Origin of the sequence: Vibrio sp. 10N.286.48.B8 (assembly GCF_003050085.1) — a bacterium.
Lineage (GTDB): Bacteria > Pseudomonadota > Gammaproteobacteria > Enterobacterales > Vibrionaceae > Vibrio > Vibrio crassostreae.
In genome coordinates this window covers 214,993-239,927 of sequence record NZ_PIGD01000002.1, presented here as the reverse complement: position 1 = coordinate 239,927, position 24,935 = coordinate 214,993, and the positions used below count along the sequence as shown (strand labels likewise).

The 24,935-nt window shown below is 45.0% G+C and carries 22 protein-coding genes; 10 read left to right on the top strand and 12 right to left on the bottom strand.

The window, feature by feature from the left end:
• Positions 1-19 precede the first annotated feature (19 nt).
• Both CWO08_RS03595 and CWO08_RS03590 read left to right on the top strand, forming a co-directional pair.
• Positions 20-1,537, top strand: a complete 1,518-nt coding sequence (locus CWO08_RS03595; RefSeq protein WP_108019922.1) for a winged helix-turn-helix domain-containing protein — start codon at positions 20-22, stop codon at positions 1,535-1,537.
• Positions 1,538-1,684: 147 nt separating this feature from the next.
• Positions 1,685-2,599, top strand: a complete 915-nt coding sequence (locus tag CWO08_RS03590; RefSeq protein WP_102432634.1) for a hypothetical protein — start codon at positions 1,685-1,687, stop codon at positions 2,597-2,599.
• Positions 2,600-2,744: 145 nt separating this feature from the next.
• Here CWO08_RS03590 and treC read toward each other — a convergent pair whose 3' ends face one another.
• The 5 genes from treC to gmhB form a co-directional block, all read right to left on the bottom strand.
• Positions 2,745-4,430: an alpha,alpha-phosphotrehalase gene (treC, locus tag CWO08_RS03585; RefSeq protein ID WP_108019920.1), complete on the bottom strand. Its 1,686-nt coding sequence runs from the start codon at positions 4,428-4,430 to the stop codon at positions 2,745-2,747.
• A gap of 141 nt (positions 4,431-4,571) precedes the next feature.
• Positions 4,572-5,996, bottom strand: coding sequence for a PTS trehalose transporter subunit IIBC (gene treB / locus CWO08_RS03580; protein WP_048661201.1), 1,425 nt, complete (start codon positions 5,994-5,996; stop codon positions 4,572-4,574).
• A 205-nt stretch (positions 5,997-6,201) separates the two neighbouring features.
• Positions 6,202-7,146 (bottom strand): trehalose operon repressor TreR, encoded by a 945-nt coding sequence (gene treR, locus CWO08_RS03575; RefSeq protein ID WP_019824953.1) that lies wholly within the window; start codon positions 7,144-7,146, stop codon positions 6,202-6,204.
• A gap of 89 nt (positions 7,147-7,235) precedes the next feature.
• A complete protein-coding gene (locus tag CWO08_RS03570; protein WP_048664565.1) occupies positions 7,236-7,571 on the bottom strand; it encodes an MliC family protein in 336 nt (111 codons plus the stop codon).
• Positions 7,572-7,634: 63 nt separating this feature from the next.
• Complete coding sequence (gene gmhB / locus CWO08_RS03565) at positions 7,635-8,219, bottom strand: D-glycero-beta-D-manno-heptose 1,7-bisphosphate 7-phosphatase (RefSeq protein ID WP_170960820.1); 585 nt, start codon at positions 8,217-8,219, stop codon at positions 7,635-7,637.
• A gap of 207 nt (positions 8,220-8,426) precedes the next feature.
• Here gmhB and metN point away from each other — a divergent pair, with 207 nt between their 5' ends.
• The 3 genes from metN to CWO08_RS03550 all read left to right on the top strand — a co-directional run bounded on the left by metN (position 8,427) and on the right by CWO08_RS03550 (position 11,025).
• Positions 8,427-9,461, top strand: coding sequence for a methionine ABC transporter ATP-binding protein MetN (gene metN / locus CWO08_RS03560; protein ID WP_048661199.1), 1,035 nt, complete (start codon positions 8,427-8,429; stop codon positions 9,459-9,461).
• Positions 9,451-10,134 (top strand): methionine ABC transporter permease, encoded by a 684-nt coding sequence (locus tag CWO08_RS03555; RefSeq protein ID WP_017060764.1) that lies wholly within the window; start codon positions 9,451-9,453, stop codon positions 10,132-10,134. Before metN ends, CWO08_RS03555 begins: the two co-directional genes overlap by 11 nt.
• 81 nt (positions 10,135-10,215) lie before the next feature.
• Entirely contained in the window at positions 10,216-11,025 is an 810-nt protein-coding gene (locus CWO08_RS03550) for a MetQ/NlpA family lipoprotein (protein ID WP_017630795.1), read from the top strand.
• Between the two features lie 109 nt (positions 11,026-11,134).
• Here CWO08_RS03550 and CWO08_RS03545 read toward each other — a convergent pair whose 3' ends face one another.
• From CWO08_RS03545 to syd, 3 genes are all read right to left on the bottom strand, one after another.
• Positions 11,135-12,340, bottom strand: a complete 1,206-nt coding sequence (locus CWO08_RS03545) for a carbohydrate porin (protein WP_055319560.1) — start codon at positions 12,338-12,340, stop codon at positions 11,135-11,137.
• Between the two features lie 403 nt (positions 12,341-12,743).
• Positions 12,744-13,520 carry a Zn-ribbon-containing protein gene (locus CWO08_RS03540; protein WP_108019918.1) on the bottom strand — a complete coding sequence of 259 codons (777 nt, stop codon included), beginning with the start codon at positions 13,518-13,520 and terminating at the stop codon, positions 12,744-12,746.
• A gap of 4 nt (positions 13,521-13,524) precedes the next feature.
• A complete protein-coding gene (gene syd / locus CWO08_RS03535; RefSeq protein ID WP_108019916.1) occupies positions 13,525-14,070 on the bottom strand; it encodes a SecY-interacting protein in 546 nt (181 codons plus the stop codon).
• A 130-nt stretch (positions 14,071-14,200) separates the two neighbouring features.
• Here syd and queF point away from each other — a divergent pair, with 130 nt between their 5' ends.
• The 5 genes from queF to xni all read left to right on the top strand — a co-directional run bounded on the left by queF (position 14,201) and on the right by xni (position 21,572).
• Complete coding sequence (gene queF, locus CWO08_RS03530) at positions 14,201-15,046, top strand: NADPH-dependent 7-cyano-7-deazaguanine reductase QueF (protein ID WP_048658092.1); 846 nt, start codon at positions 14,201-14,203, stop codon at positions 15,044-15,046.
• A 57-nt stretch (positions 15,047-15,103) separates the two neighbouring features.
• Positions 15,104-17,362: a lipopolysaccharide assembly protein LapB gene (locus CWO08_RS03525; protein ID WP_108019914.1), complete on the top strand. Its 2,259-nt coding sequence runs from the start codon at positions 15,104-15,106 to the stop codon at positions 17,360-17,362.
• A gap of 118 nt (positions 17,363-17,480) precedes the next feature.
• Complete coding sequence (locus CWO08_RS03520; protein ID WP_108019912.1) at positions 17,481-19,046, top strand: diguanylate cyclase domain-containing protein; 1,566 nt, start codon at positions 17,481-17,483, stop codon at positions 19,044-19,046.
• Between the two features lie 243 nt (positions 19,047-19,289).
• Complete coding sequence (gene ppnN, locus CWO08_RS03515; protein ID WP_108019910.1) at positions 19,290-20,654, top strand: nucleotide 5'-monophosphate nucleosidase PpnN; 1,365 nt, start codon at positions 19,290-19,292, stop codon at positions 20,652-20,654.
• A 144-nt stretch (positions 20,655-20,798) separates the two neighbouring features.
• A complete protein-coding gene (gene xni / locus CWO08_RS03510) occupies positions 20,799-21,572 on the top strand; it encodes a flap endonuclease Xni (RefSeq protein WP_102478921.1) in 774 nt (257 codons plus the stop codon).
• Positions 21,573-21,651: 79 nt separating this feature from the next.
• Here xni and rlmM read toward each other — a convergent pair whose 3' ends face one another.
• From rlmM to CWO08_RS03490, 4 genes are read right to left on the bottom strand one after another with little or no spacing between them, the layout of a single operon-like run.
• Positions 21,652-22,743, bottom strand: a complete 1,092-nt coding sequence (rlmM, locus tag CWO08_RS03505; RefSeq protein WP_017070491.1) for a 23S rRNA (cytidine(2498)-2'-O)-methyltransferase RlmM — start codon at positions 22,741-22,743, stop codon at positions 21,652-21,654.
• Positions 22,740-23,138, bottom strand: coding sequence for a DUF423 domain-containing protein (locus CWO08_RS03500; protein WP_048664560.1), 399 nt, complete (start codon positions 23,136-23,138; stop codon positions 22,740-22,742). Before CWO08_RS03500 ends, rlmM begins: the two co-directional genes overlap by 4 nt.
• Positions 23,128-23,751, bottom strand: a complete 624-nt coding sequence (locus CWO08_RS03495) for an alpha/beta fold hydrolase (RefSeq protein WP_048658099.1) — start codon at positions 23,749-23,751, stop codon at positions 23,128-23,130. Before CWO08_RS03495 ends, CWO08_RS03500 begins: the two co-directional genes overlap by 11 nt.
• On the bottom strand, positions 23,744-24,652 hold the full coding sequence (locus CWO08_RS03490) for a transcriptional regulator GcvA (RefSeq protein WP_017063339.1): 909 nt from the start codon (positions 24,650-24,652) through the stop codon (positions 23,744-23,746). The genes CWO08_RS03495 and CWO08_RS03490 overlap by 8 nt, the downstream gene beginning before the upstream one ends.
• Positions 24,653-24,935: the final 283 nt, after the last annotated feature.

The following is a 24,935-nucleotide window of genomic DNA, read 5'->3' as shown; positions in this document are numbered from 1 at the left end:
AAGCTACCCCTCTTTCGTTATGCAAGATTACCTCTCCAGCGCCAAAGACACTCAAACCTCGATCTTCATTGAAGGTTTAGAATTCAACCCAATGACACGTGTCTTGAGTTGCAACGAGCAGGTCATCGATTTAGAGCCTCGTTCTATCGAGTTACTTGAGCTATTTCTCACGAGCGTCGGAGAGCCATTAGCGGCAGAGCAAATTATCGCGACGGTTTGGCAAAGTAATTTCATATCCAAAAACGTACTCACCAACCGAATCAGCACACTTCGCTCGGTACTACAAAAACACTTGCCAGAGAACGACGCTACCAAAATTTTGGTCACTTACCCACGCAAAGGCTACTTTCTTAGCCCTAGCTCGGTCAGTTTATCTAATGCAGCATCTGAAACAGCAGAAACAGTTTTGGAAACAGAACAACCTAAAGCGCGAAAGACTCCGACGCTAGTGACCTCTGTTCTCCTGTTAACGACTCTGGTGTTACTGATCACTACAGCAAGCTTGGGTTACATGTTATGGCATTCGTCGAACCATGCCTCTGAGGTTGAACGTGAACAGAGGTTAATTCCTAAGGTTGAGCTGCTACTCAATCGCATCGATGCGGTCGGTGACAATGCAAGACATTATCGCAAGATGGTTAAAGCTCTGTTGCTTCAACAACAAATTGAGTACGCCTATACCGATTTAGCCAACCAAGATGCCCCAAGTTACTTCCTAGACCCGGTAGATAGCTCTCCTTTCTTCCCTGGCGCAAAGAACATGCGCACCAGTGACTATCTGCTTAATATTCAGCTGAAGGACCAAGAGGTCGACAAACGACTCGCAGCCAAGGTCAGCCTTATCTACCCGAGCTCAGGTAAGCTTGCCTTTCGTGGCGTTTACTCTATTGAGATAGATAATCTCAGCGAGAGCTTGATGGAGATTAACCAAGAACTTGCGAGCTACTTTGCTCTGCCTGCTCCGCTCTATCCGGAATGGTCTGTCGACAATCACGCATTAAGTGCTCTATTGAATGGCACGACTATCGATCTTGAGAACGTACCACTCAACGTGATGACCTCAACGCTGATCGCTCGCCAGCTAGCGCTATTTGAGACAGATCACCAGCGACTGATTCGATTTACTAGCCTAGTGCAAACCCACTTTAAGTTGATTCCAGACGAACTTAAGCTGTGGCTGGGGATTATTCACTTCAAGTTGAGAGATCTGCAAACTTCGAAAGAATTCTTAACCAACACCGCCGGAAACTCGACTATCGAAAATGCTCTGGTTTATATGGTGGTATCTCACATCGCTTATAAGCAAGGAGACATGGATAAGTTTCGCCTCAACTACATGGAGTCTTTGGTTGCCTTACTACGAGTCGTTCCATCGGAAGAACTGTTTGCGCGCTTATCCAAGCCAGAGTCAAAATCGACCTGCCTTCAGCCTTGGAAAAATCTAAAACTCAGTGTCAAAGAGCCGCTGATCATCAAGCAGTGGGAGAATCTGATGCTAAATTACTGTACCGCTGTCGGGCATCAACTATCGAACTAAATAATATAAAATCATTAATAACAGCAACTTAAATATAAATTAAGGTTTCATGTATCTTCATTTTTTGCCCTACAAACCCTCATATCAATAGCATTCCTAAAAACATCCGACCGCTCACGGTCAACAACATTATTAGGAATGCTTCACATGAAAAAAACCATGACGCTGCTTGCGACTTCTCTTTTTGCTCTTTATGGCTGTGGCGGCGGAGGCGGCTCTTCGTCTGGTTCAACCAATGGCAATAAAGGCCCAAGCAATCAAGTCGATTACCCAATCAATGACTCTCAATTCGCGCCTCAAGCAAGCACAGCATTAAAATACGCATTTACCAAAGATGGTGAAACTGAAGGCTCGATGACGATGAACTTCACGCCGTTAAGTGGTGAGCTCGTCATTGCAGGTTTAGAATCAGAGTCAGGCAATGAAGCGGAAATTCAAGTTATCAACGACCTGATCAATTACGGCATCACCGAGTTTTATGTCTCTGAAGACATCATGACGAATGCTGAAGGCACACAAGAAGACGGCAGCATTTATTTTGCAGGTCCTGACCGTGGGTTACACGAAATCACCAATGCTTACTTCATTGGTAGCCAATACATCACAAGAATGATGTACAGCAGCCCACTGTTCCGTTTGAAAGGAACAGACGTAAAAGAGAGCAACCCAATTATTGATATCAGCGAAGAAACCATTTCAATGCAAATTACGCTTGATGGAGAAGCCGTCGCGAATATGTTGAGTGACTTTGAGGATCACCAGTGGGTGCAATCACTGCCAACTGATGCGTCATGCCAAGTTACTTGGCAGCAAGAAATCAATGAAACAGGTGTACGTAAAAGCTTCACTGTTTCGGGTAAATCGATCGAAGCTGCGAATCTTACGGAGAAAAACACTTACTACATTGGCTGTGTCGGTATGGATTCAGCAGAGTTTGGCACATCGTCTGAGCGCTGGTTCAACCCAACGATTGGCCTGATTGAGCAGATTGAATTGATGTCAGTGGAACAATCTACTATTGAGGAATCAGCAGCTAAGCTGACAGCAATAGAAAAAACGTAGTGATACTAACTGCAGCACACTGATGTAAAAAAGGCTTTGGGGAGCAATCCAAAGCCTTGTTGGTAAGCTTATGACCTACTGGGGTACTAAAGGTCATGAGCTTTATTTTGTGTTTAGATATACCTTAATAAAGTGACCTAGCTACCTAGCCCTCAATCAACAAAATACGAGTCTCATAAGGGCGCAATACTTGATGATGCGATGTTACTGAGTCGTCTGTCTCTTGATAGTTAGCAAGCAAGCACTTGGCATTCGTCATATCAAAACGTTCCGGTAAAACACATTCCGTCTCTTCACCATAATAGTTATTAACACACAGCAGAGTCTGCCCTTCGCTCTCGCGAGAATACGCAAATATAGATAGGTGCTCAGGTAGCAAATCTTGATAACTACCATGAGTAATCACAGGCACCTCTTTACGAAGTTCAATCAAACTCTTGTAGAAATAGAACACCGAGTCTTTGTCTTCCAGAGCTTGCTCAGCATTGATCTCAGGGTAGTTGTTCGCAACATCCAACCATGGCTGAGCCTTCGAAAAGCCCGCGTGCGCTTCACTGTTCCACTGCATCGGCGTACGAGAGTTATCACGAGATTTCTGTGCAAGAATCGCCATCATATCTTGATGAGCCACACCATCACGGTTAACCATGATGTCATACATGTTGGTGCTCTCTACATCACGATACTGGCTTATCTCAGTATAACCCGGGTTAGTCATGCCAATCTCTTCACCTTGATAGATATACGGCGTGCCTTGCATCATGTGTACAGACGCAGCCAGCATCTTCGCCGACTCAACACGATACTGCTGATCATCACCTAAGCGGCTCACCACTCGCGGTTGGTCGTGGTTACACCAGAACAATGCGCCCCACCCTTTGCCGTTCAAGCCTGTTTGCCAATGATTGAAGATCGACTTGAGCTGTAAGAAATCAAACGGCGCATTAGTCCACTTCTCACCATTGGTGTAATCGACCTTAAGGTGGTGGAAGTTAAACACCATTGATAGCTCGCTGTTATCAACATTTGAGTATTGCTGACAATGCTCCAACGTAGTTGAAGACATCTCACCTACAGTCACGCTGCCGTACTTCTGGAATACTGCTTCGCTGATCTCTTTCAGGTATTCGTGTACACGTGGGCCATCAGTGTAAAAACGACGACCATCACCGATATCATCGTTAGGAAAATCTTGTTGTTTCGAAATAAGGTTGATCACATCCAAGCGGAAACCATCAACGCCCTTCTCTGCCCAAAAGCTGATAACGTCTTTCACTTCTTCGCGTACAACTGGGTTCTCCCAGTTGAGGTCAGCCTGTTCTTTAGCGAATAAGTGTAGGAAGTATTGCCCAGTCGCCTCATCTAGTTCCCACGCATTACCACCGAACTTAGACTGCCAGTTAGTTGGTGCTTGACCATCTACTGGATCTTTCCAGATATAGTAGTCGCGGTATGGGCTGTTTTTGTCACCCAATGCCGACTGAAACCACGCATGTTCTGTTGAAGTGTGGTTTACCACGATGTCCATCACGATACGAATACCACGTTGGTGCGCTTCAGCCAGCAATAGGTCGAAGTCTTCCATGGTGCCGAATTGCGGGTTAATCGCGTAGTAATCTGAAATATCGTAGCCGTTATCGATCATTGGGGATGCGTAAACTGGGGTTAACCAAATTGCATCCACACTCAAGTGTTTAAGATAATCCAGTTTTGAAATGATCCCTTTGATATCGCCAGTACCTTTACTGCCACTGTCACAAAAGCTCTTTGGGTAGATTTGATAGATGGTTGCGGTTTTCCACCAACTTTCATCATGCTCAGTCATCGCCATCTCTAACACTCACTTACCAGAAAATATAAAATAAAAATCACCATGCAAATCATGGTCGAATAGCCGTTATAACTAAAAGAAAAAGCTATAACTAAGAGAAAAAGCGATGGCTCACTTTGGAGTCATCGCTTATTTAATGCATTACGCGTTGGCGGTTTCTAGCTCGCCTTTCATCTGTGCTCGTTTATAGAAGAACAGTGTTAACGTGACGGGTAGTACAATCGCCACCAGCATCGCAATTAAGTAAACAGACCAATATTGCGGTTGAATCGATAAGATACCCGGCAAGCCACCAACACCGATACCATTCGCCATCACACCTGCACTACCACAGATTGCAGCCGCTGCAGCACTGCCGATCATTGCGCTCAGCATTGGGAATTTGTATTTAAGGTTGATGCCGTACATCGCAGGCTCCGTCACACCTAAGTAGGCAGAGATTGCAGCTGGAACCGAGATGTCTCGTTCACCTTCGCGTTTGCTTAAGATGATGATGCCAACAACCGCTGAAGCTTGTGCAATATTAGATAGCGCAATCAAAGGCCAGATTGGTGTGCCGCCTAAGTCTTGCATCAGTTGTAGGTCGACTGCGTTGGTTGTGTGGTGAATACCCGTAATAACCAAAGGTGCGTATAGGAAGCCAAATACCACTGAACCAAGAATCGCAAAATCACCCGTCATTGCTGCTTTAGCCGCGAATGCCACGCCATCACCTAACATACGGCCAAATGGACCAATGAAAGCGTGAGCTAAAATCACAGACAAAATAATCGATACAAATGGCACGACAACAAGGTACAAATAAGAAGGTACAATACGCTTAAGGTTAGTCTCAATGAACGCCAGAGCCACACCCGCTAGCATCGCAGGGATCACCTGTGCTTGATAACCGACTTTCTCAATCACGAACAAGCCAAAGTCCCACACCTCAGGTACCGATTTACCTATCATGTAAGCGTTCATCAATTGCGGGGAAACCAAGGTTACACCGAGCGTGATACCCAAAATAGGGGTTCCGCCAAGCTTCTTAACCGTCGCCCAACACACACCAACCGGTAGGAAGAAGAAAATCGCTTCGCCAATCAGCCATAAGAAAGAGTGAACAGTTGCCCAGAATTGGCTGATTTCAACGAGGGTTTTGCCGTCGAACATGCGAATGTCGCCAATCACATTACGGAAACCAAGAATCAGACCACCAGTAATGATGGCAGGCAGCAGTGGTACGAAAATTTCGGCTAAATGGGAGATACCACGCTCAAGGAAGTTCATATTTTGACGAGCGGCCAGCTTAGACTCATCTTTTGATGACGCCTCTTTACCCGTTTGCTCAATCAGAAGTGCGTACACTTCATCAACTTCAGTGCCAATCACGACTTGGAATTGGCCTGCGTTAGTAAAACAGCCTTTTACTAGCTTCAGTTTTTCGAGTTCAGCTTTGTTGGCCTGCTCTGTATCGTTCAATACAAAACGCAGTCGAGTCAGACAATGGCTGACACTCGCAATATTTTCTTTGCCACCGACTAACTCGATAAGACGCGCAACGTCTTGCTTCGCTATCTTACTCATACTACCCCACCCTGGTTTCATTCAATTACTCATCTAAACCATGCAGTGATAACCACTCAAGATTCAGATTTATGGGAACATTCCCAATTACAGTTATTATAATGCCCGCATGAATGATAAATTTAAATGGGAACAGTCCCATTAATTGAAAGAGATCACACTCTAATTTTAATCTAAGCGGTTAAATTTCGCTTAATTGAGTGGATTATAGAATCGGAGATTGAGTGTGATGAGAGATCTCTGAATTGCCTAAAAGCTGAGAGATCAATAGATTAGCCGCCAACTTACCTGCAGATTGATAGCCTGGATCAATACTAAATACGCGAGGGAACAAGAAAGAGAGAAGATCATTGCCACCAACGCCTGTTACAACCACATCTTCACGTTGTAGTTCTTGTAGACGCTTGATCACGCCAAGAGCCAATGTGTCACTAGCACAAACAAGTGCTTGAGTTGTAGGAGTCAGTACCTCATCCACCAGCTGATAAGCGCTTTCATGATGAAGTTGGCCAGTACGATAGTTCGCAATCACTCCAGTGCTTTCACACCAATCGAGGTAAGCCTTAAGACGCAACTCACCGGTTGATTTATCGCTAGGATCAACACCAATAAAACCGACATCTGAGATACCCTGATCCGATAGATGCGCTAACGCACTATTGATCACCTGTTGGTTATCATAGTTAATCGACGTTACGTTCTCGGTATCCAGAGCGATAACAACGGCTTTGTGTTCCCACGCTTCGATCGCTGGAATGTCACAGTCCGTAAAGCCAAACACAATAATGCCATCAACGTTACGACGCTTAAGAACCTGAAGATGCTCGTTGGCTTTATCTCTATCGAGTTGGCTTTCCATGATCACCACGTCGTAATCCGCTCGATACAACTCAGCTAGCATGGTGCTAACGGCTTTGTTTTCAGAGGGAGAATCTAAACGAGAGATGATCACGCCGATGACTTTTTGACTGCCACCACGCATTGATTGCGCAGACTTTGAAGGCGTGTACCCAGATTCTTGAATTACTCTTTCCACCCTTTCACGGGTTTCAGGTTTCACTTTTGGATCATTGGTCAGAACGCGAGATACGGTTGACTTACCAACACCGGACAGCTTAGCAATATCGAGAATAGTGAGTTTTTTGCTCATAAAAAGTCTAACGTTAAAGGGAAGAGAAAAAAAAGTGAGGGTAGATCCCCTCACTTAACTGTTTGTAAATCTTAGGAGTTAACTATGACTTACTTTCGACAATTTTTATAGACGACACGACCAAGTTCTAGACGTGCGTTGTCACCTTTAGTACGTAAAGTGACGCTATTGATCAGTTCAGAGGTTCCATCATCTAAGATGTACTTCGTTCCTGAACCTGCCGCTATTTGAGTGAGGCGATATTCATTCTCTGGCAAACGTAATACCGCTTTTTCATTACCAAGGTAAGCGACCTTAAATGAAGCGTCAGACTCACATTGATAAGTCACGAATTGATCGTCCGATACTGCACCATCAGGCGCTGCGGATTTAGAACACCCGAACAACGCTACCGTACATAGAGATGCTATCAACAATGCTTTCATGCTACGTTCCTCATCTTTATATAGTGAACAACACTTATATCTAAGTGAAAGAGACTTAGTGTCTTAACCTTTTAAGAAAGCAGGTACATCTTTAATGCTATCAAGTACCACACTAGCTAACGCTTCACCCTTTTCAGTGATTGGCTTACCGGTTCTTACCAGTACTTTTGTGCCAACACCTGCCTCTTCTGCAGCCATCATGTCTTCAGCTTTATCGCCGATCATGACCGAGTTAGCCATATCAATCTTCAGAAAGTCACGAGCAGAAATGAACATACCTGGCTTTGGTTTACGACATTCACAATCTTGCTTGTAGTCACCAATACCGTGTTCAGCGTGGTGCGGGCAGTAATAGATGCCATCAAGCTCAACGCCGTTATCGACAAAGTTCCAATCCATCCACTGCGTTAAAGAAAGAAAACGGTCTTCACTAAACATGCCGCGAGCAATACCAGATTGGTTGGTCACTAGCACCAATAAATAACCCATATCTTTAAACGCTTTCGCCGCTTCAAACACACCATCGATGTATTCAAAGTCATGCTCATCATGTACGTAGCCGTGATCAACGTTAATCACACCATCACGATCTAAAAAAACAGCAGGTTTAGACAAAATTTTGTTCTCTATCAACTCTCTATTAATCATTAATTATTACACGCTTTATTTGCTTCATCACTATCTATTTAGTTTTGCGTTCGTTAACGATTTGTTTCTAGCTTATCAATACAATCGACGTTTAGCCGTCTAGACGTAAAAATATCTATTGACTTAGATCATAGAACACCATAGCATCGTCTGTAAATCGAGCGAGCTATCGACATATTATTCTGTTCTACCTGCACGGGTTTCTCTATGATTAAAGTGAATCAAGTCAACAAGGTTTTTTATCAAGGCACTAAAGAAATCAACGCCTTAATTGATATCAACCTCCACATTCCTCAAGGTCAAATCTTTGGAGTCATCGGCTCTTCAGGTGCAGGCAAAAGTACCCTAATCCGCTGTGTAAATATGTTGGAAGCCCCGACTTCAGGTGAAGTGATTGTTGACGGTATCGACCTGACAAAACTCAGCAAATCTGAACTTAGCGAAGCGCGCCGTAATATCGGCATGATATTCCAACACTTCAACCTGCTGTCTTCTCGTACTGTATTTAACAATGTAGCACTGCCTTTAGAGCTTGCTGGTAAAGATAAAGCAATTATTGAAGCGAAAGTGAGTGAGTTACTTGAACTCGTTGGCTTAGCTGATAAGCGTGACACTTACCCTGCAAATCTAAGTGGCGGTCAAAAACAGCGTGTTGCGATTGCTCGTGCCCTGGCCTCTGATCCGAAAGTACTTCTGTGTGATGAAGCGACCAGCGCACTGGATCCTGCAACCACTCAATCGATTCTTGAGCTACTGCGTGAAATCAACCGTAAGCTGAACATCACGATCCTGCTTATTACGCACGAGATGGATGTAGTTAAGAGCATTTGTCACGAAGTGGCGATCATCGGCGGTGGTGAATTGGTAGAGAAAGGCACAGTTGGTGACATCTTTGCTCACCCTAAAACTGAGCTTGCGCATCAATTCATTCGTTCAACGCTGGATCTGACGATTCCCGAAGATTACCAAGCACGCTTGCAACAGACTCGTGTAAACAGCAGCTACCCGCTGGTACGCCTTGAGTTTACAGGCGCAACGGTTGATGCTCCGTTGATGACGCAGATTGCACGCAAATTCAATATCGATGTCAGCATCCTAAGCTCTGACCTTGATTACGCCGGCGGTGTGAAGTTCGGCATGATGGTTGCTGAACTGTTCGGTAATGAAGCAGATGATAATGCTGCTATCCAATTCCTACGCGATAACAATGTAAAAGTAGAGGTGCTTGGTTATGTCCTTTAGTTTCAACGAGATTGCTGACTGGATCAGCCTTAACGGTAACCTTCTATTAGGCGCAACAGGCGAAACACTTTACATGGTTGCTGTCGCTGGCATTGTAGGCTTCGCTGTCGGTATTCCACTAGGCGTGATTCTACACACGACTAAAAAAGGTGGCCTGTTAGAGAACACCAAAGTAAACAAGATTCTAGGTGCGATTGTGAACGTCGGTCGTTCAGTGCCTTTCTTAGTGTTGATGGTTGCGATTATCCCACTGACTAAGATGCTGATTGGTACCTTCATCGGTACAACAGCAGCGATTGTTCCACTGACAATTGGCGCTATCCCATTCGTAGCTCGACTTATCGAAAGTGCACTACTTGAAGTACCAACAGGTCTAGTAGAAGCAGCTCAATCGATGGGCGCAACACCAACACAAATCATCAATAAGGTTCTGCTTCCTGAAGCACTACCGACTATTATCAACTCAGTAACGATTACGCTAGTGACGCTGGTGAGCTACTCGGCAATGGCAGGTACTGTAGGCGGTGGTGGTCTAGGTGATGTCGCGATTCGTTACGGATTCCACCGTTACGATGTGACCATCATGGCTGTAACGGTAGTGATGTTGATTGTGCTTGTACAAATTATTCAATCAATCGGTGATTCATTAGTTCGCCGCGTTGACCACAGATAAAGACTCAGCGTTTAAACGCAAACTATCTAAGACAAGAGTCGTCTGAACCAAATTAAATAGATTTATTAAAAGGAGATTATTATGAAATTTAGCCTTAAAGGTTTACTTACTATCGCAGCAGCAGCATCAGCGCTAGTACTAGCAGGTTGTGGTGATAAAGAAGTGGATACTTCTAAAGTAAAAGTTGGCGTAATGGCAGGTGCTGAAGCGCAAGTTGCTGAAGTTGCAGCTAAAGTAGCAAAAGAGCAGTACGGCCTAGACGTTGAACTGGTTACTTTTACAGATTACGTAACACCAAACGCAGCACTGGATGATGGCTCTATCGACATCAACGCATTCCAACACGCACCGTACCTAGATCAGCAAGTGGCTGACCGTGGTTACAAACTGACTATCGCTGGTAACACGTTTGTTTACCCAATTGCTGGTTACTCTAAAGAAGTGAAATCTGTAGACGAAATCCAAGACGGTGCTCGTATTGCAGTACCAAACGACCCTACAAACCTAGGTCGTTCTCTACTGCTTCTTGAGCAACAAGGTCTTCTTGAGCTTCGTGAAGGTGCTGGTCTTCTAGCAACTGTTCGTGACATCGTTAAGAACCCTAAGAACCTAACAATTGTTGAACTAGACGCAGCACAACTGCCACGTTCTCTTGATGATGTAGCGCTTTCTATCATCAACACAACTTACGCGAGCTCTATCAACCTGACTCCACAAAAAGATGGCGTATTCGTTGAAGACAAAGATTCTCCTTACGTAAACCTAATCGTTTCTCGTGAAGACAACCTAAACGCTGAAAACGTACAGAACTTCGTTAAAGCTTACCAAACTGAAGAAGTGTACAACGCAGCTTCTGATATCTTCCAAGGTGGCGTAGTTAAAGGTTGGTAATCACCTAAACTGCAGCATCGTATAGATACCCGAAGGGGCTGACATAACGTCAGCCCCTTTTTATTTACGGCAGTTTTTTATGTACCGCAATTAGTTAGAAAGGCTCGACTTACCACCAAGCTTCCACTTGCATACCAACGCTCATTTCACTGTTTTTTCCTTCACCGAAGGCATTGTCGTTTTCTGCATCATTTAGGTAAGTGGCGAAGATACGAAATTCAGGACGAGACCAGAAACCCACTTGTGGAACCCAAGCCTGAGCGATTGTAAATTTACCACCCGCCCCATCTTTGTTATCAATCGTTTCTACAAAACCACCAATTTCAAGAATGGTACGCATGCGCTTGTCCCACTTATAAAGCGGACGGATTACAGCACTGAACGACTCATCATCACTGTTATTCGCACCAACACCCGATGACGCGGCATAACGAACCGTGTGACCAAATTCGATGTTCTCACCGATAGCAAGCACACCCCAGTTAATCAATCGGAAGCCATCCGCATCGTTGTTATTTACATCACGAACGATGCCCTTACCTGTACCAAAGGTTGTCATCTGCTCCGCATAACCAGAGTTAGCCACTTGGAGAATGGTTTTGTTGAAACCACCCGCTAGTTTTTGATTTAGGCTGGCAGTCAGCATCACGCTATCATCCGCGTCCACCGTTTGGCCCTGCTTTTCATTGGCGAAGTTCATATCAATACCGACCTCAAGATCAGCATTTTTCCACAATGGAATACCCGCATAACGTATATCAGCAATCATGGCTGTGGTTTCTTTGCCATCAAACACATCGCCAGTAACCGTGTCTTGAATCAAAGCCACCGATAATTTACCTGGTCCCATATTGATGTGTTCAACCCCCGCACCAATACCGCTTACATCCCAGTAGTAGTTATCAACGATGTGAACATCATGGCGTTGGTAGTAGCGCTCACCCGCCCAAATACCAATATCTTTATCTTCAAAAAGCCCTACTGCTTGAACATTGAGTTGAACTACATCAACGCTTTTATCCGCCGCGTTCTCATCTTGGCCTTGCCAGTACGACAACATGGAATCAACTAAAAATGAAACGTCGTCCTCAGCATACACTTCTTTTCTAAAACCAAACTCGCCATACAGGTCATTTTCGTTGCCGAGTCGTCCAACTTTACTCACCTCCCACTTGCTGTTTGAGCCGCCTTCATTACTCAGGCCAACGCCTCCGCGCATGTAGCCATTGAACTCTAATGGTGTGGTTTCATCAGCGTATAAATTAGGTGCAAGTAAAGCAGTAGAGAGTGCAGCAGCAATAGGTAACAGTTTCATCGTCCATTCCTTTCAGATCTAGAATTAGGTTATCACTTATATATGGGAACATTCCCATGGGATCGATCCCATATATATTGAGCAGAATATAAATTGAAAGAGAACTGATTGATTACTGTGATCCAGTTAACTATTGAAATGATCAAAAGTTGATGGGTGTGGAATTATTTCGGTGAATACATGAGGACTACAGAGAGAGACATACAGCACAGAATGAGCGTACTTAAGGGCGAAATAGATTCGACAATATTGGAAAAGCCCAATACTGATTAATGCTCAATATGGAGGTCAAAGAAAGAGAAAGAGAAACAGACGAGAAGCTAGCAGAGAGAAAACAGAGGAATAAGTATCGAAGTATTGATCAACACTTCGATACCTTGAATCGAAAATTAAGCTTTATGGATTACTTAAGATGATCCCAAGAGATGTTTGATACCAGACGGCAGTCATCACACTTGAAATAGAAAATATCGTGGATAGGCGCATCTAGCAGCCATTCGCCACCACATTGCGGGCATTTGCGCTCTTTTTCAGCTTTTAAGCTAATGCCACCCACGCGGTACAAGTAGTAATAAGTCGGGATCTTCGTGAGATATTCAATGCGTCCTCTCAAGCCCCAACCGCGTTTGAACAACACACTTTTAGTATCACTAATCTCTGTCAGAGTTGCGTGTTCAGCACGACAACCACCACCCATTTGGACTTCATCACAAGCTTGCCATTCAGTCTGCCATTTCAATACGGCTTTATGGTCACCATTGAAGGTTGGCGGGTTGCGATACAGAGGGATCGGCAACAAGCTGTCACCACTGCGTAGCGGCGAACAGGTATGAACGAACGTCGTGTACAACACCTGCCAGCTTGGCGCTTCGTCTTCGGCCACTTCTTCAGAGTTAAGATCTCGCCCCAGTAAACGCATTTTAGGCGTAAGCAGGCTCGCGTTAGACAAGCGATCAAAACACACTTTTACGAAATCTGAGTGGTTACGCGGGTGCAAGCTGTCTTGCTCTGGGCAGACAACGCGAACATAAAATTCGCCGTCACCCATCACGATAGGAAATTCACGACCCAACACTTGCCCGTTATAACGAAGTGCATCCATTAAGCCATTAACAGCCTTGTCGACAGCGCTTACCGTTGTGTTGTCAAAACACTCAAATTGAAGTTCTAGTACGTACATCTATTTATACCGCTGGTTGTAGCTTTTCTAAAAATTCTGCCAATGTCTCGGCTAGTACATCACGATTTTTGGTGCCTAAGCGCTCCAAAATCACGTTACCCGTTAGGTTACAGATAGAGATAACATCCAGCTCTGCATCGGTCGCGGCAATGAAAACCGTTGGTTTGAGCTTCAAGCGACGCTGAGTCACTAGGTGACCCAAAATGTTTTCTTGTAGGCATTCGAAATCTTCATCACTCCAAATCTGTAATAGAGTCAGCTCGTTACCATCAAAGGTCGCATTCATATCTGCGCAGAATTGTGCGCCATAGAAAGTCTTGATGTCTTCATGCAGAGTCAACTCAATGCCAGTTTCTACGTTGGTGAAATCCGCAAATTGCTCACGTGGATAGTGCTTCCACAACACGGCGTCGCCACTCTTTTCTTCTACGCATGGCGATACGATGTCCACCAACTCCTCATTACGAGGTAAGCTTTGGTGTTGCTGCTGCCACGCGTCAACGTATCGCTGACTGAAAGAAAGTAGTGCGTCTTGAGCACGTTGAGTCATGAAAATCTCCTAAACACATAATAATAAATAGAATCTGGGCCTTTCCTTGCCGAATAAGCGATGACTTAATGACAGGGTAATGGGGATTCAGTAAAATCGACCCCATTCTAATCGAATTTGAAACGAAAGTATGAGCAAATATTCTGACGCAAAAGAGCTAGCGGGTTTAACCCTAGGCCAAAAAACTGAGTACTCTAACCAATACGATGCAAGTTTATTGCAACCAGTGCCTCGTAGCCTTAATCGCGATGATCTTGCGCTAAACGGCGAGCTGCCTTTTGTTGGTCATGATATTTGGACTATGTACGAGCTTTCGTGGCTAAACACCAATGGCCTACCACAAGTGGCTGTTGGCGAAGTTTTCATCCCGGCAACCAGCCCAAATTTAATTGAATCAAAATCTTTCAAACTGTACCTGAACAGCTACAACCAGACTCAATTTGAAAACTGGGAACAAGTCACTGAGCGCCTGACCCAAGATTTGTCAGCATGTGCAGGCGAAACCGTCATTGTGAATGTAAACTCAGTAACCGACTACACCAACCAACCTATCGTAACGATGGAAGGCGAATGTATCGACAACCAAGACATCCACATCACTAGCTATGACTTTGAAGCATCACTGCTTGAAGGCGCTGCTGGCGAACAAGAAGTCGAAGAAACACTGCACAGCCACCTATTGAAGTCGAACTGTTTGATCACTAATCAACCGGATTGGGGCAGCGTTGAGATCGCATATTCAGGTAAGCAAATTGACCGTGAAGCTCTGCTACGCTATTTAGTTTCTTTCCGTGAACACAACGAATTCCACGAACAATGTGTCGAACGTATCTTCACTGACATCATGAAATACTGTGGCCCATCGAAGCTCACCGTATTTGCTCGTTACACGCGTCGTGGTGGTCTGGATATCAACCCGTACCGTTCAACAGAGCAAGATAGACCAAGCCACAACAAGCGTATGGCTCGCCAATAATAGGCATACAAACCACACACTTATTGGAACCTACCTCATCTTTAAAGGGACATTGAAATGCGTTGGTTATACGTCGTTAGCCTATTTATTTTAAGCTTAAGCACATCGGTTAATGCGTCGGTCTACTCGTCGGCGCTGCTCAATGAAGCCAATAACTTGGTTGAGATCGAGCCGAGCCAAGCAAAACAAATGGCCAACAGCTACCTCACGCTTCGTGTCCTTTCCGATCAACGCGAGAAAAGCCCTTCTGCTATTTCTCGCGAAGAGACAGACTCTTCTATTCGAACACCAAACAGCAGTATCGATGCGTATAAGATCTTAGCTAAAGCAGAGTACAACCTTGGCAATATTCGCATTGCTATCAAGCACATCGAAAAGGCCTCTGAGCTAGCGAAAACCTATAAGCTTGATTACCTAAAGCTGGATCTCCAGATCCTAAAAGTTCGATTGGTTTGGCTTAATGATAGAAAATCAGCCAAAGCAAAATCAGAGCTAGCAGGTATTGAAGCAAACCTAGAATCGGTGAATAAGACCTTACGCTTGACAGAAGGCATCACCTATCGCTTGATCATGTTAAAAGCCGACATCGCCTCTTACGACAACAAGGTCGACGAAGCTGAGAAGTTCTATCAAGAAGCCAAAACCTACCTCGACCAGCGCTACTCTGAAAAAGTCACCATCGACTACCACATCTCAGTCGGTGAGTTTTATCTGACCCACAAAGAGTACAACCACGCGCTGTCTGAGTTGTTGTATGGCTATTGGAAATCAGTCGAAGGCAACCTGAGTTCACGCTTGGCCAAGGTAAACCGCCTACTTGCTCAGCTTTTCTTTGAGCGCCAAGTTTTAGATAAAGCGCTAGAGCACCTTTCTCAAGCTGCTGATTTCTATGATAACTTTGAAAACTCGCCTGTCTTAGCGCAAGTGCTTAAGAAAATGGGTGACGTATACTTCTATCAAGGGAAATATAACCTTGCCCTGGTGCACTTCTTCAACGTTCTTGATCACGAAAGTACTGACCGAGATATCCACGAAGTCATTGATATTCGCCTAAGCCTATCAGCGACTTACCTACGCCTTTATAATTACCCTTTAGCAGAACAGTACCTAATACGTGCCCTTGAGCTACTGGAATACACCGACATACCAAAGCTGGAAGGTCGTGCCGCACTGTTATCGGCTGGATTGGCTTATCACCTGCAAGAAAGCGAAGACGTGATTAAGCATGCAACACGCGCACTTGAGATCTCACGCCAGATAGAAAACATGCGCCTTTCACAACGCTCGTACTACTTACTCTCTTTAGGTTATGAGCAGGCTGGTCGTCCACAGCAGGCGCTAGCAAACCTCAAGCAGTACAACAGCCTTGTTTCTTTAGAGCAGCAAAAACTTAACCGTGTTGGCGAAGATGCATTCCGCCAACAGAAAGAGTTTGCCGAGCAGACCTTGCACTATGCAGGCCAAGCGCAAGAGCTAGAGAAATACAAACTGGAGCATCGTAAGTTCCAAAAAATATCGTTCGCCCTATTCTTGTTCAGCATTGTCTTGTTCTTCTTTGTGCTACGCCGAGGCTACCTCATTCAAACCTTGGCCAAAGAAGTGGACTCACTACGCACAGATCTCTTTACGCACTCGCGTTCGAAGCTTCCTAACCTAAGAATGCTCAATGCGAAGCTCTCAAACTCTTTGGAGCAAACCAGCCAAACCTTTGAGCAATGGCAGATGGGTGAATTGATTCATGAACCACTGAACGACCGTTTGCGCTTTGTGATGATTGATTTGCCGTTCTTGCGCAACATGTACACGCAGAACGGTTACAAAGCCGGTTTAGAACTGGAAGATGCTTTCGGTGAATTCCTCAAATCTAAGCTTGAAGGTCCAGCTCGTGTTTACCATTTCTCGGATGCGAACCTGCTTTATATCGAGCCCAACGCCGACCGTGATTTATCGCCTGAGGCAATGTTCAGAAAAATTCAATCTTGGGTGAATGACTTCGAAACAGAGCGTAACATCAACCGAACGGTCCGTATGGGCATCGCTGACTACCCGTTTTTACCACGCGCTTACACCGCAATTAACGATCAAGAGTTGCTCGACGTATTATTGATGTCGACCAATCTAGCTCGTGAGATCAGCCTCAAAGAGCGGAGTAGCCAATGGGTATACCTAAAAGCTATCGATAATGCACCAGCAGCGAGCCTTGCAACTGGTAACATAAGAGAAGCGTGTAAACATGCGATTAATCAAGGGTTAATAAAAATACAATCGTCGTACCAGAATGAGGACAACATCAAAAAAATGCTAAAAGATGACTGATTTGCGAGCGGTTAAGAGCGGCAAGTCGTGACCTTATTTTTAGTTTTGTTATTATCGATGTAACGGAATTTCATCAAAATGATCGAGATCGGTCTACGCGGCGCTAATTAATACATCTATGGGCATTCTTGAAAAAGACATTCAGGCGCAACTCCACCAGCTGAAATCTCAGTTGGAGCAGGTCCGTTTGACGCAAAGAGACACCTCGTTCAAGTTTATTAGAGAACAGAAAGTTCTAAAGCGTATCGTCACATCTTTAAGTGATGCATGTGTTGGCAGTAACAGTCATTTAGATGAAAACCTCATTGCCCTTAGGGAAGAGCTAGAAAAGCAAAAAGACATTAGCTCGATGATCCCAAAGCTGGCAGTATTAGAAAGGATGCTTAAGCAGAAAACGTTGGCTATGGATAAACAGAACGGATATCTGGACGATAGCATTAAGCACAGTGGGGAAACGCTGCAGCGCATAACAGGCCTTCCAGCGCAGCTTAAACGCGACCTACGAAACTTACTTAGCTTCTCCGAATGCAATGGCAGTCAAAAAGTCGATCATGCCATGAAACTTCTCGGTATTTATGAGCGTGCCATTAAGATTATGGCGAATAACTCACGCACTCATTTTGCCGACGCTACGTATTCTCCGGAACAAGAGCTCCTTTCCGACCTATCAAATGAATTACAACATCTGATCACTGAACTTGATTTCGAGGGTGAATCGGGTGATCTCCTTACCGATATTCGAGCGAAGCTGCTGCTTGGTGTTTCCACACAAAACCTACTTGAGTTGACACTTCAGATCCTCAAACTGGTCATTGAAGGCACCAACCTAGAACGTAAGAAGTCTGAACAATTTGTTGATCAGCTTAATTCAGCTCTAGCTTCCAGCATCAAAACGGCAGACCAAAATACCGACCAGAGCCAAAGCTACTTTGAGCACCGCCAAGGGCTTAACTCTGAGTTAAATGAACTTGTCACTAAGAGCCAAAACTCTGTAGAGAAAGCAAAAGATATTGATAGTTTAAAGCGCTCGATTAACCCGCTGCTCAGTGAAATCGCCTCTCTTTCGGAAAGATTGAACCACGCAGAGCAAAAAGAACAAGCTCTAATAGAGAGAATGAATTACGGAAAGACTCAGTTAGATTCACTGTATGAAGTCACCCAAGATTACCGTAAGCGTTTGGAAGATCAGGCTCAACGCATGCTGCTTGACCCGCTGACAAAGGTTTACAATCGCACCGCCTTTACTGATCGCTTAGAGCTTGAGTATCGCCGCTGGATCCGCGCACAACACTCACTGCGCGTAGTACTGCTAGATATAGACAACTTCAAAGCGATTAACGATAGCTTTGGTTATACCGCGGGCGACAAAGCACTCAAAATCATCGCAAGAACAATCACCAAAGAAGCAGGTACCACTGATACTGTGGCTCGTTTTTCAGGTGAAGAATTTGTCTTATTGCTGCCTGAGCAAACTGATGAATATTGCCACCAGGTCATTCAAAACATCCAAACTCAAGTAAGTCGTTTGCCCTTTAAGTTCCGTGACCAACAAATCACGATTACCTTGTGTGCGGCAAGCACTCAGTTTAAAGAGTCAGATACACCAGAAGAAGTATTAGAGAGACTCAATAAGACGCTAAACAAAGCAAAGCAACGCGGTACTAACCAACTTGTTTGGCACTAAGCCAACCTTAGATTTAATTTATTTCATTTTTTCAAATACTTATCACATACCATTTCCCTCAATGTTTGCTAAGCTAATGATTAACATTCGCTTAACAAGCATTCTTGGCAAGCAACGCTGTCGTATCCGTTTCGTCTGGTTAACTCTCTCCCACCTTTAACCAAACACTTTCAACGTTTGCTTCTCACTCTCGAGCCAGAGGGTCACTTCAACGTCCCCTGCTCTTTTCAACAAGGAGGCACTATGATCACTCATATCAGCCCTGCCGGTAGCATGGATTTACTCTCTCAACTTGAGGTTGAGCGTCTTAAGAAAACCGCGTCTAGTGATCTGTACCAACTGTATCGTAACTGTACGTTAGCGGTACTCAACTCAGGTAGCCACACCGACAACTCCAAAGAGTTACTCGACAAGTATCAATCGTTTGATGTTGAGGTAGTGCGACGTGAGCGTGGTATCAAACTCGAGCTGAGCAACCCACCAGAGCATGCCTTTGTCGATGGTGAAATCATCAAAGGTATTCAAGAACACCTGTTCTCAGTGTTGCGTGATATTGTTTACGTCAACATGCACTTAGCCGATAACCAAAGGCTCAACCTGACTAACGCCACTCACATTACTAACCTTGTGTTTGGTATCTTGAGAAATGCAGGCGCGCTGACTCCGGGCATCGAGCCTAACCTGATTGTATGTTGGGGTGGTCACTCTATTAATGCTAGCGAATACCAATACACTCGTGAAGTAGGTAATGAGCTAGGCCTGCGTGAACTGAACATCTGTACAGGTTGTGGACCGGGTGCGATGGAAGGGCCAATGAAAGGCGCGGCTATTGGTCACGCGAAACAGCGTTATAACGATCATCGTTATCTAGGGCTTACTGAGCCTTCGATCATTGCGGCTGAGCCACCAAACCCAATCGTGAATGAGCTGGTGATCATGCCAGATATCGAGAAGCGTCTTGAGGCATTCGTTCGTATGGCGCATGGCATCATCATTTTCCCAGGCGGCCCCGGCACGGCCGAAGAGCTACTGTACATCTTAGGGATCATGATGCACCCGAATAACGCCGAACAACCAATGCCGATTGTCTTAACCGGCTCGAAAGAGAGTGAAGCCTACTTCCGCTCTATCGATAAGTTCATCGGTGAAACCTTAGGGCCTGACGCGCAGAAACATTATGAGATCGTGATTGATGATCCTGCTCGCGCTGCGAAAATCATGAAACAAGCGATGCCAGATGTGCGATCTCACCGTAAAGAGACCGGCGATGCCTACAGCTATAACTGGTCACTGCATATTGAGCCGGAGTTCCAACTGCCATTCGATCCGACACACGAATCTATGGCGGCGCTTGATCTTCATATGGACCAAAAAACAGAGAGCCTAGCCGCTAATTTACGTAAAGCGTTCTCAGGCATTGTCGCAGGTAACGTCAAAGCTGAGGGTATTCTAGAGATCGAGAAGCACGGTCCATTCCTGATTGATGGCGACAAAGAGCTAATGACCAAAATGGACCAACTGCTAAATGACTTTGTGGAGCAACATCGAATGAAGCTACCGGGTGGTACGGACTACGTGCCTTGCTATCAGATTGTGTCTAGTAGCTAATAATGGCAAGCAACTGATAACAGGTGACAAGCGTAAAACTAAACAAGTCATGACGTATACGTCGCTAACGTTTCAACTCACCAAGTGATACGTTACTATAAGGGGCTAGCAGCCCCTTTTTTATTGCCTATTTAGTGGAAACTTATGTCTATCCATCTTGTTATTATCGATGCCTTAAACCTCATCCGACGCGTGCACTCTGTTCAGCCGGACCCAACCGATATAGCAAGAACCATCACCACGACAACTCGCACTCTCAATAAGATTCTGAATGAATCAAAACCCACCCACATCATCGCGGTATTTGATCACCATTTACAAGACCGTGGCTGGCGCGCAGACGTGCTCCCTTCTTATAAGCAGAACCGTAAACCGATGCCAGAGCCATTGATGAAAGGTCTTGATGCTATTCAACAAGCTTGGTGGGAATTAGGCATTGATTCACTGCTGTCTGATGGCGATGAAGCGGATGACCTAGTAGCAACACTGGCAAAGAAAGTGGCTGACCACGGAGAAACCGTCACCATCATTTCGACGGATAAAGGCTACTGCCAACTGCTATCACCCACTCTGCAGATCCGTGACTACTTCCAGCACCGTTGGTTAGACAAACCCTTTATCGAAGCTGAGTTTGGCGTTAAGCCTGAACAACTGGCGGATTACTGGGGGTTAACAGGTGTCAGCTCTAGCCAAGTACCGGGAATTCCAGGTGTCGGACCAAAAGCAGCCAAAGAGATATTAACCACCTACTCAGATATCGAAGCGGCCTACCAAGCAGAAGATCTACCGAAAAAATACCGTAAGAAGTTCGACGAGCACATCGAATCCGCTCGTGTATGTAAGCAAGTATCGGCACTCAAAACCGATATCGATTTAGGGTTCAATCTGCAAGATATTCGCTACGAAGCACACGCTTAAGTCGCTGTGACTCGATGGTATTGATACAAAAAATGCTCCTTAAAGGAGCATTTTTTTCACTGACACCCTAACGTAAATATTAGTGCGGTGAGATGTTTGAAAGCGCCTGAATGTGAACCGTGATCTCTTCGCGATCGTGGTAAAGGTGCTTAGCCTGCATCTTGAACTTCACTTTATTCTCAATAAGGAACACTTTTAGGTTCTCGATATCTTGCAGTACTTCATCGTAACGGCCTTTCATAGGCAGTTTAAGGTTGAATAGTGCTTCTTTCGCCCAGCCTTTGATGATCCACTCACCCATAAGGTGTGCAACGCGCGCTGGCTTCTCAACCATGTCACAGATAATCCAAGTTACGTTCTTACGGTCTGGTTCAAACTTAAAGCCATCCACCATGTGGTGCTTAATTTGACCCGTTTCCATTAGGCTGTCTGCCATCATGCCGTTATCAACACAGTGAACGAACATCGAGCGCTTAACCAATTGGTAAGTCCAACCACCCGGACATGCACCTAAATCAACACCCCACATACCTGGAGCAAGACGCTCATCCCATTCATCACGAGGAATAAATACGTGGAATGCTTCTTCTAACTTCAATGTAGAACGGCTTGGTGCGTCTGAAGGGAACTTCAAACGAGGGATGCCCATAAAGAATTGTGAGTTATTGGTTGGGTAAGAGTAACCCACAAAGCAGTGACCCGGAGCGATGAAGCATAAATGAAGCACAGGCTTCTTAGCGTTATCTTTCGCTGTCATCAGGCCTTTACCACGCATCGCTTGACGCATCGGCACAGTAAACTTACGGCAGAACTTCAAAAGCTCTTTTGCTTCGTTAGTATCTGGTGTTTCGATACGGATATCACCACAACGAGGGAAACCTTCTTTTTCAGAAAGCGCTTCAAGAATTGGAGAGATACGGTCATCGGTTGGCAGGTCTTTGATTTCAACTGCCACTGCTAGCATCTGACGAGCAAAGATCAGTGATTGGAAATCGATCTCTTTGATCAACTTATCCGCTTCACCTGCTTGGTAACATTCAAACAATACAAAGCCTGTATTGTTCTTTAGGCGAGGAAAACCAAACACTTCCAGTTGTGTTGCCTTGTCTTGAATTTCGCCAGCACATTCTTTTTCAAAACCAGAGCGACAATAAAGTAGTACGTGTTTCACTGAGTTACCTCTTTTATATTCAAAGCAGCGAAGGAGAAGACTCCCCAACCAATGATAAATAGTAGACCACCAAACGGTGTTATAGGGCCAAACCATTTTATTCCTGTCAGTGCTAAGCCATAAAGGCTGCCACTAAAACAAAGGATGCCGATGATAAAGCAAATTGCCGCAATGAAAAAATATTTTTGTGATTTAGCGCCAAGTTTCATCTGTAGCAGAGCACCACACGCCAATATCGCTAGAGTATGGATAAATTGGTACTGAACACCGGTCTCGAACACACCTAAAAGATACTCTGGCAAGATAGCCTTCAAACCGTGCGCGGCGAATGCCCCAAGCATCACAGCGATCGCACCAGAAATGCCTGAAAAAGTGAGTAAATACTTACTTTTCATTGAGCACCTCTTTGATAAACGCTGACAACTTCTCAACGGTTAACGCAATATTCTGCTGTTCGGTGTAACCAGAACTCTTACGAGGCTTAAAACTATGGTCGCCATCGGGAATAAACTCAACTCGAATTGAATCCGATAGATTGAAGTCAGCAAACTCTTCTCGCTTACCAAAGGTATCGCGCTCGCCTTGTAAAATAAGACACGGCTTAGCGAGCTCAGCAAGATGTTCGCCTTTGTACTTCTCTGGTTTGCCCGGGGGATGGAAAGGAAAACCCAAACACGCCATCGCTGCCACTTTATCCAGTTCAGACAGATGACTCGCCATGCGTCCTCCCATCGACTTACCACCAATCACAAGCTTGTCGGCATCTGTTTGTTCGATGATCTCTTGGTAGGCTTCAAGGAGCTTAGGGGCTCTGTCAGGTGGGCGACGCTTGCCATCTTCAGCACGCTTGATCATGTAAGGGAAGTTGAAACGAATCACTCGTATCCCTTTAAAGGCCAACCCTTTTGCCACTGACTGCATGAACTCGTGGTCCATGCCTGCACCCGCGCCGTGAGCGAAGATAAAGGTGATTGGGCTGTCTTCACCATTAATGATGACGTTATTCATCGAGTAAGTCCTCTTGTTCACTTTGCGCTTTCGCTAGCATCCAGTCGCGGAAAGTGGCGATACGACCCATGTCAGCTTGTTTCTCATGACAAACCACATAGAAAGCGTTTTTACTCACCAACACTTCATCAAAAGGCGCAATCAAACGACCTGCTTCGATTTCAGGCTGCGCCAACACATTGTTACCAAGAGCAATCCCCTGGCCGTGAGCAGCCGCCTGCAGCACCATGGTTGAGTGACTGAAGATAGGACCGTGATTAACATTAACCCCGTCAATGCCATTTTGCTTAGCAAACTGTTTCCAATCCTTTCGAGAAGTATCATGCAGTAACGTATGACATGCCAAATCGCTGAGAGATTCTAATGGTTTAGCTCCTAGCAGCACGGAAGGTGAGCAAAGAGGGATCAAGTATTCTTGGTAAAGCTTATCGGCTCTAAGCCCTGACCAATTACCTCGGCCATAGTAAATAGCCACATCTACATCATCAGTCAGCGAACCTTCATCCATATCAACGGCTTTGATTCTTACATCAATGTCAGGTTCTTGCTGATTAAAGTCGGCAAGCCTTGGTACCAACCATTGAATGGCAAAACTCGGCGGTAAACTGATGGTCAATGCGCCCTTTTCACTTCGCTCAAGCACTTTGTCCGTCGCTTCTGCCAGTGATGTGAAAATATCTTTGATATCCAAGAAGTAGCTTTGGCCTTCTTCAGTCAGCAGCAAAGAGCGGTTTCTTCGGCGAAACAGCTTCAAAGATAAGAATTCTTCAAGCGCTTTGATCTGATGACTGACCGCCGCTTGAGTAACAAACAACTCTTCTGCGGCACGCGTAAAACTCAAGTGTCGAGCAGCAGCTTCAAACACTCTTAGCGAGTTTAATGGGGGTAATCGACGAGACATAGTTACTCTCTAAATAAGCATTAGTTTTTTTTATCTGAAACATTATAATTTGTCCATTGCCTAGCGGCCAGAGAAATTCTATATTTCATCCCGCAGCAGCTAGCCTGAACGGCTTGATTCTCTCTAGAATCAATTGGCTTAGCTCCTGCGATGTTGTGTTTGCAAACTCGTTCTTTTCGAGTTGGGTAGAGTTCTACCAAATGTTTTGTTGCAGTTCTATACTGAAACGAGGCATGTACTTCCTGTATTTATTTTGACCTGTCTGTCAAATTTGTTTACACCG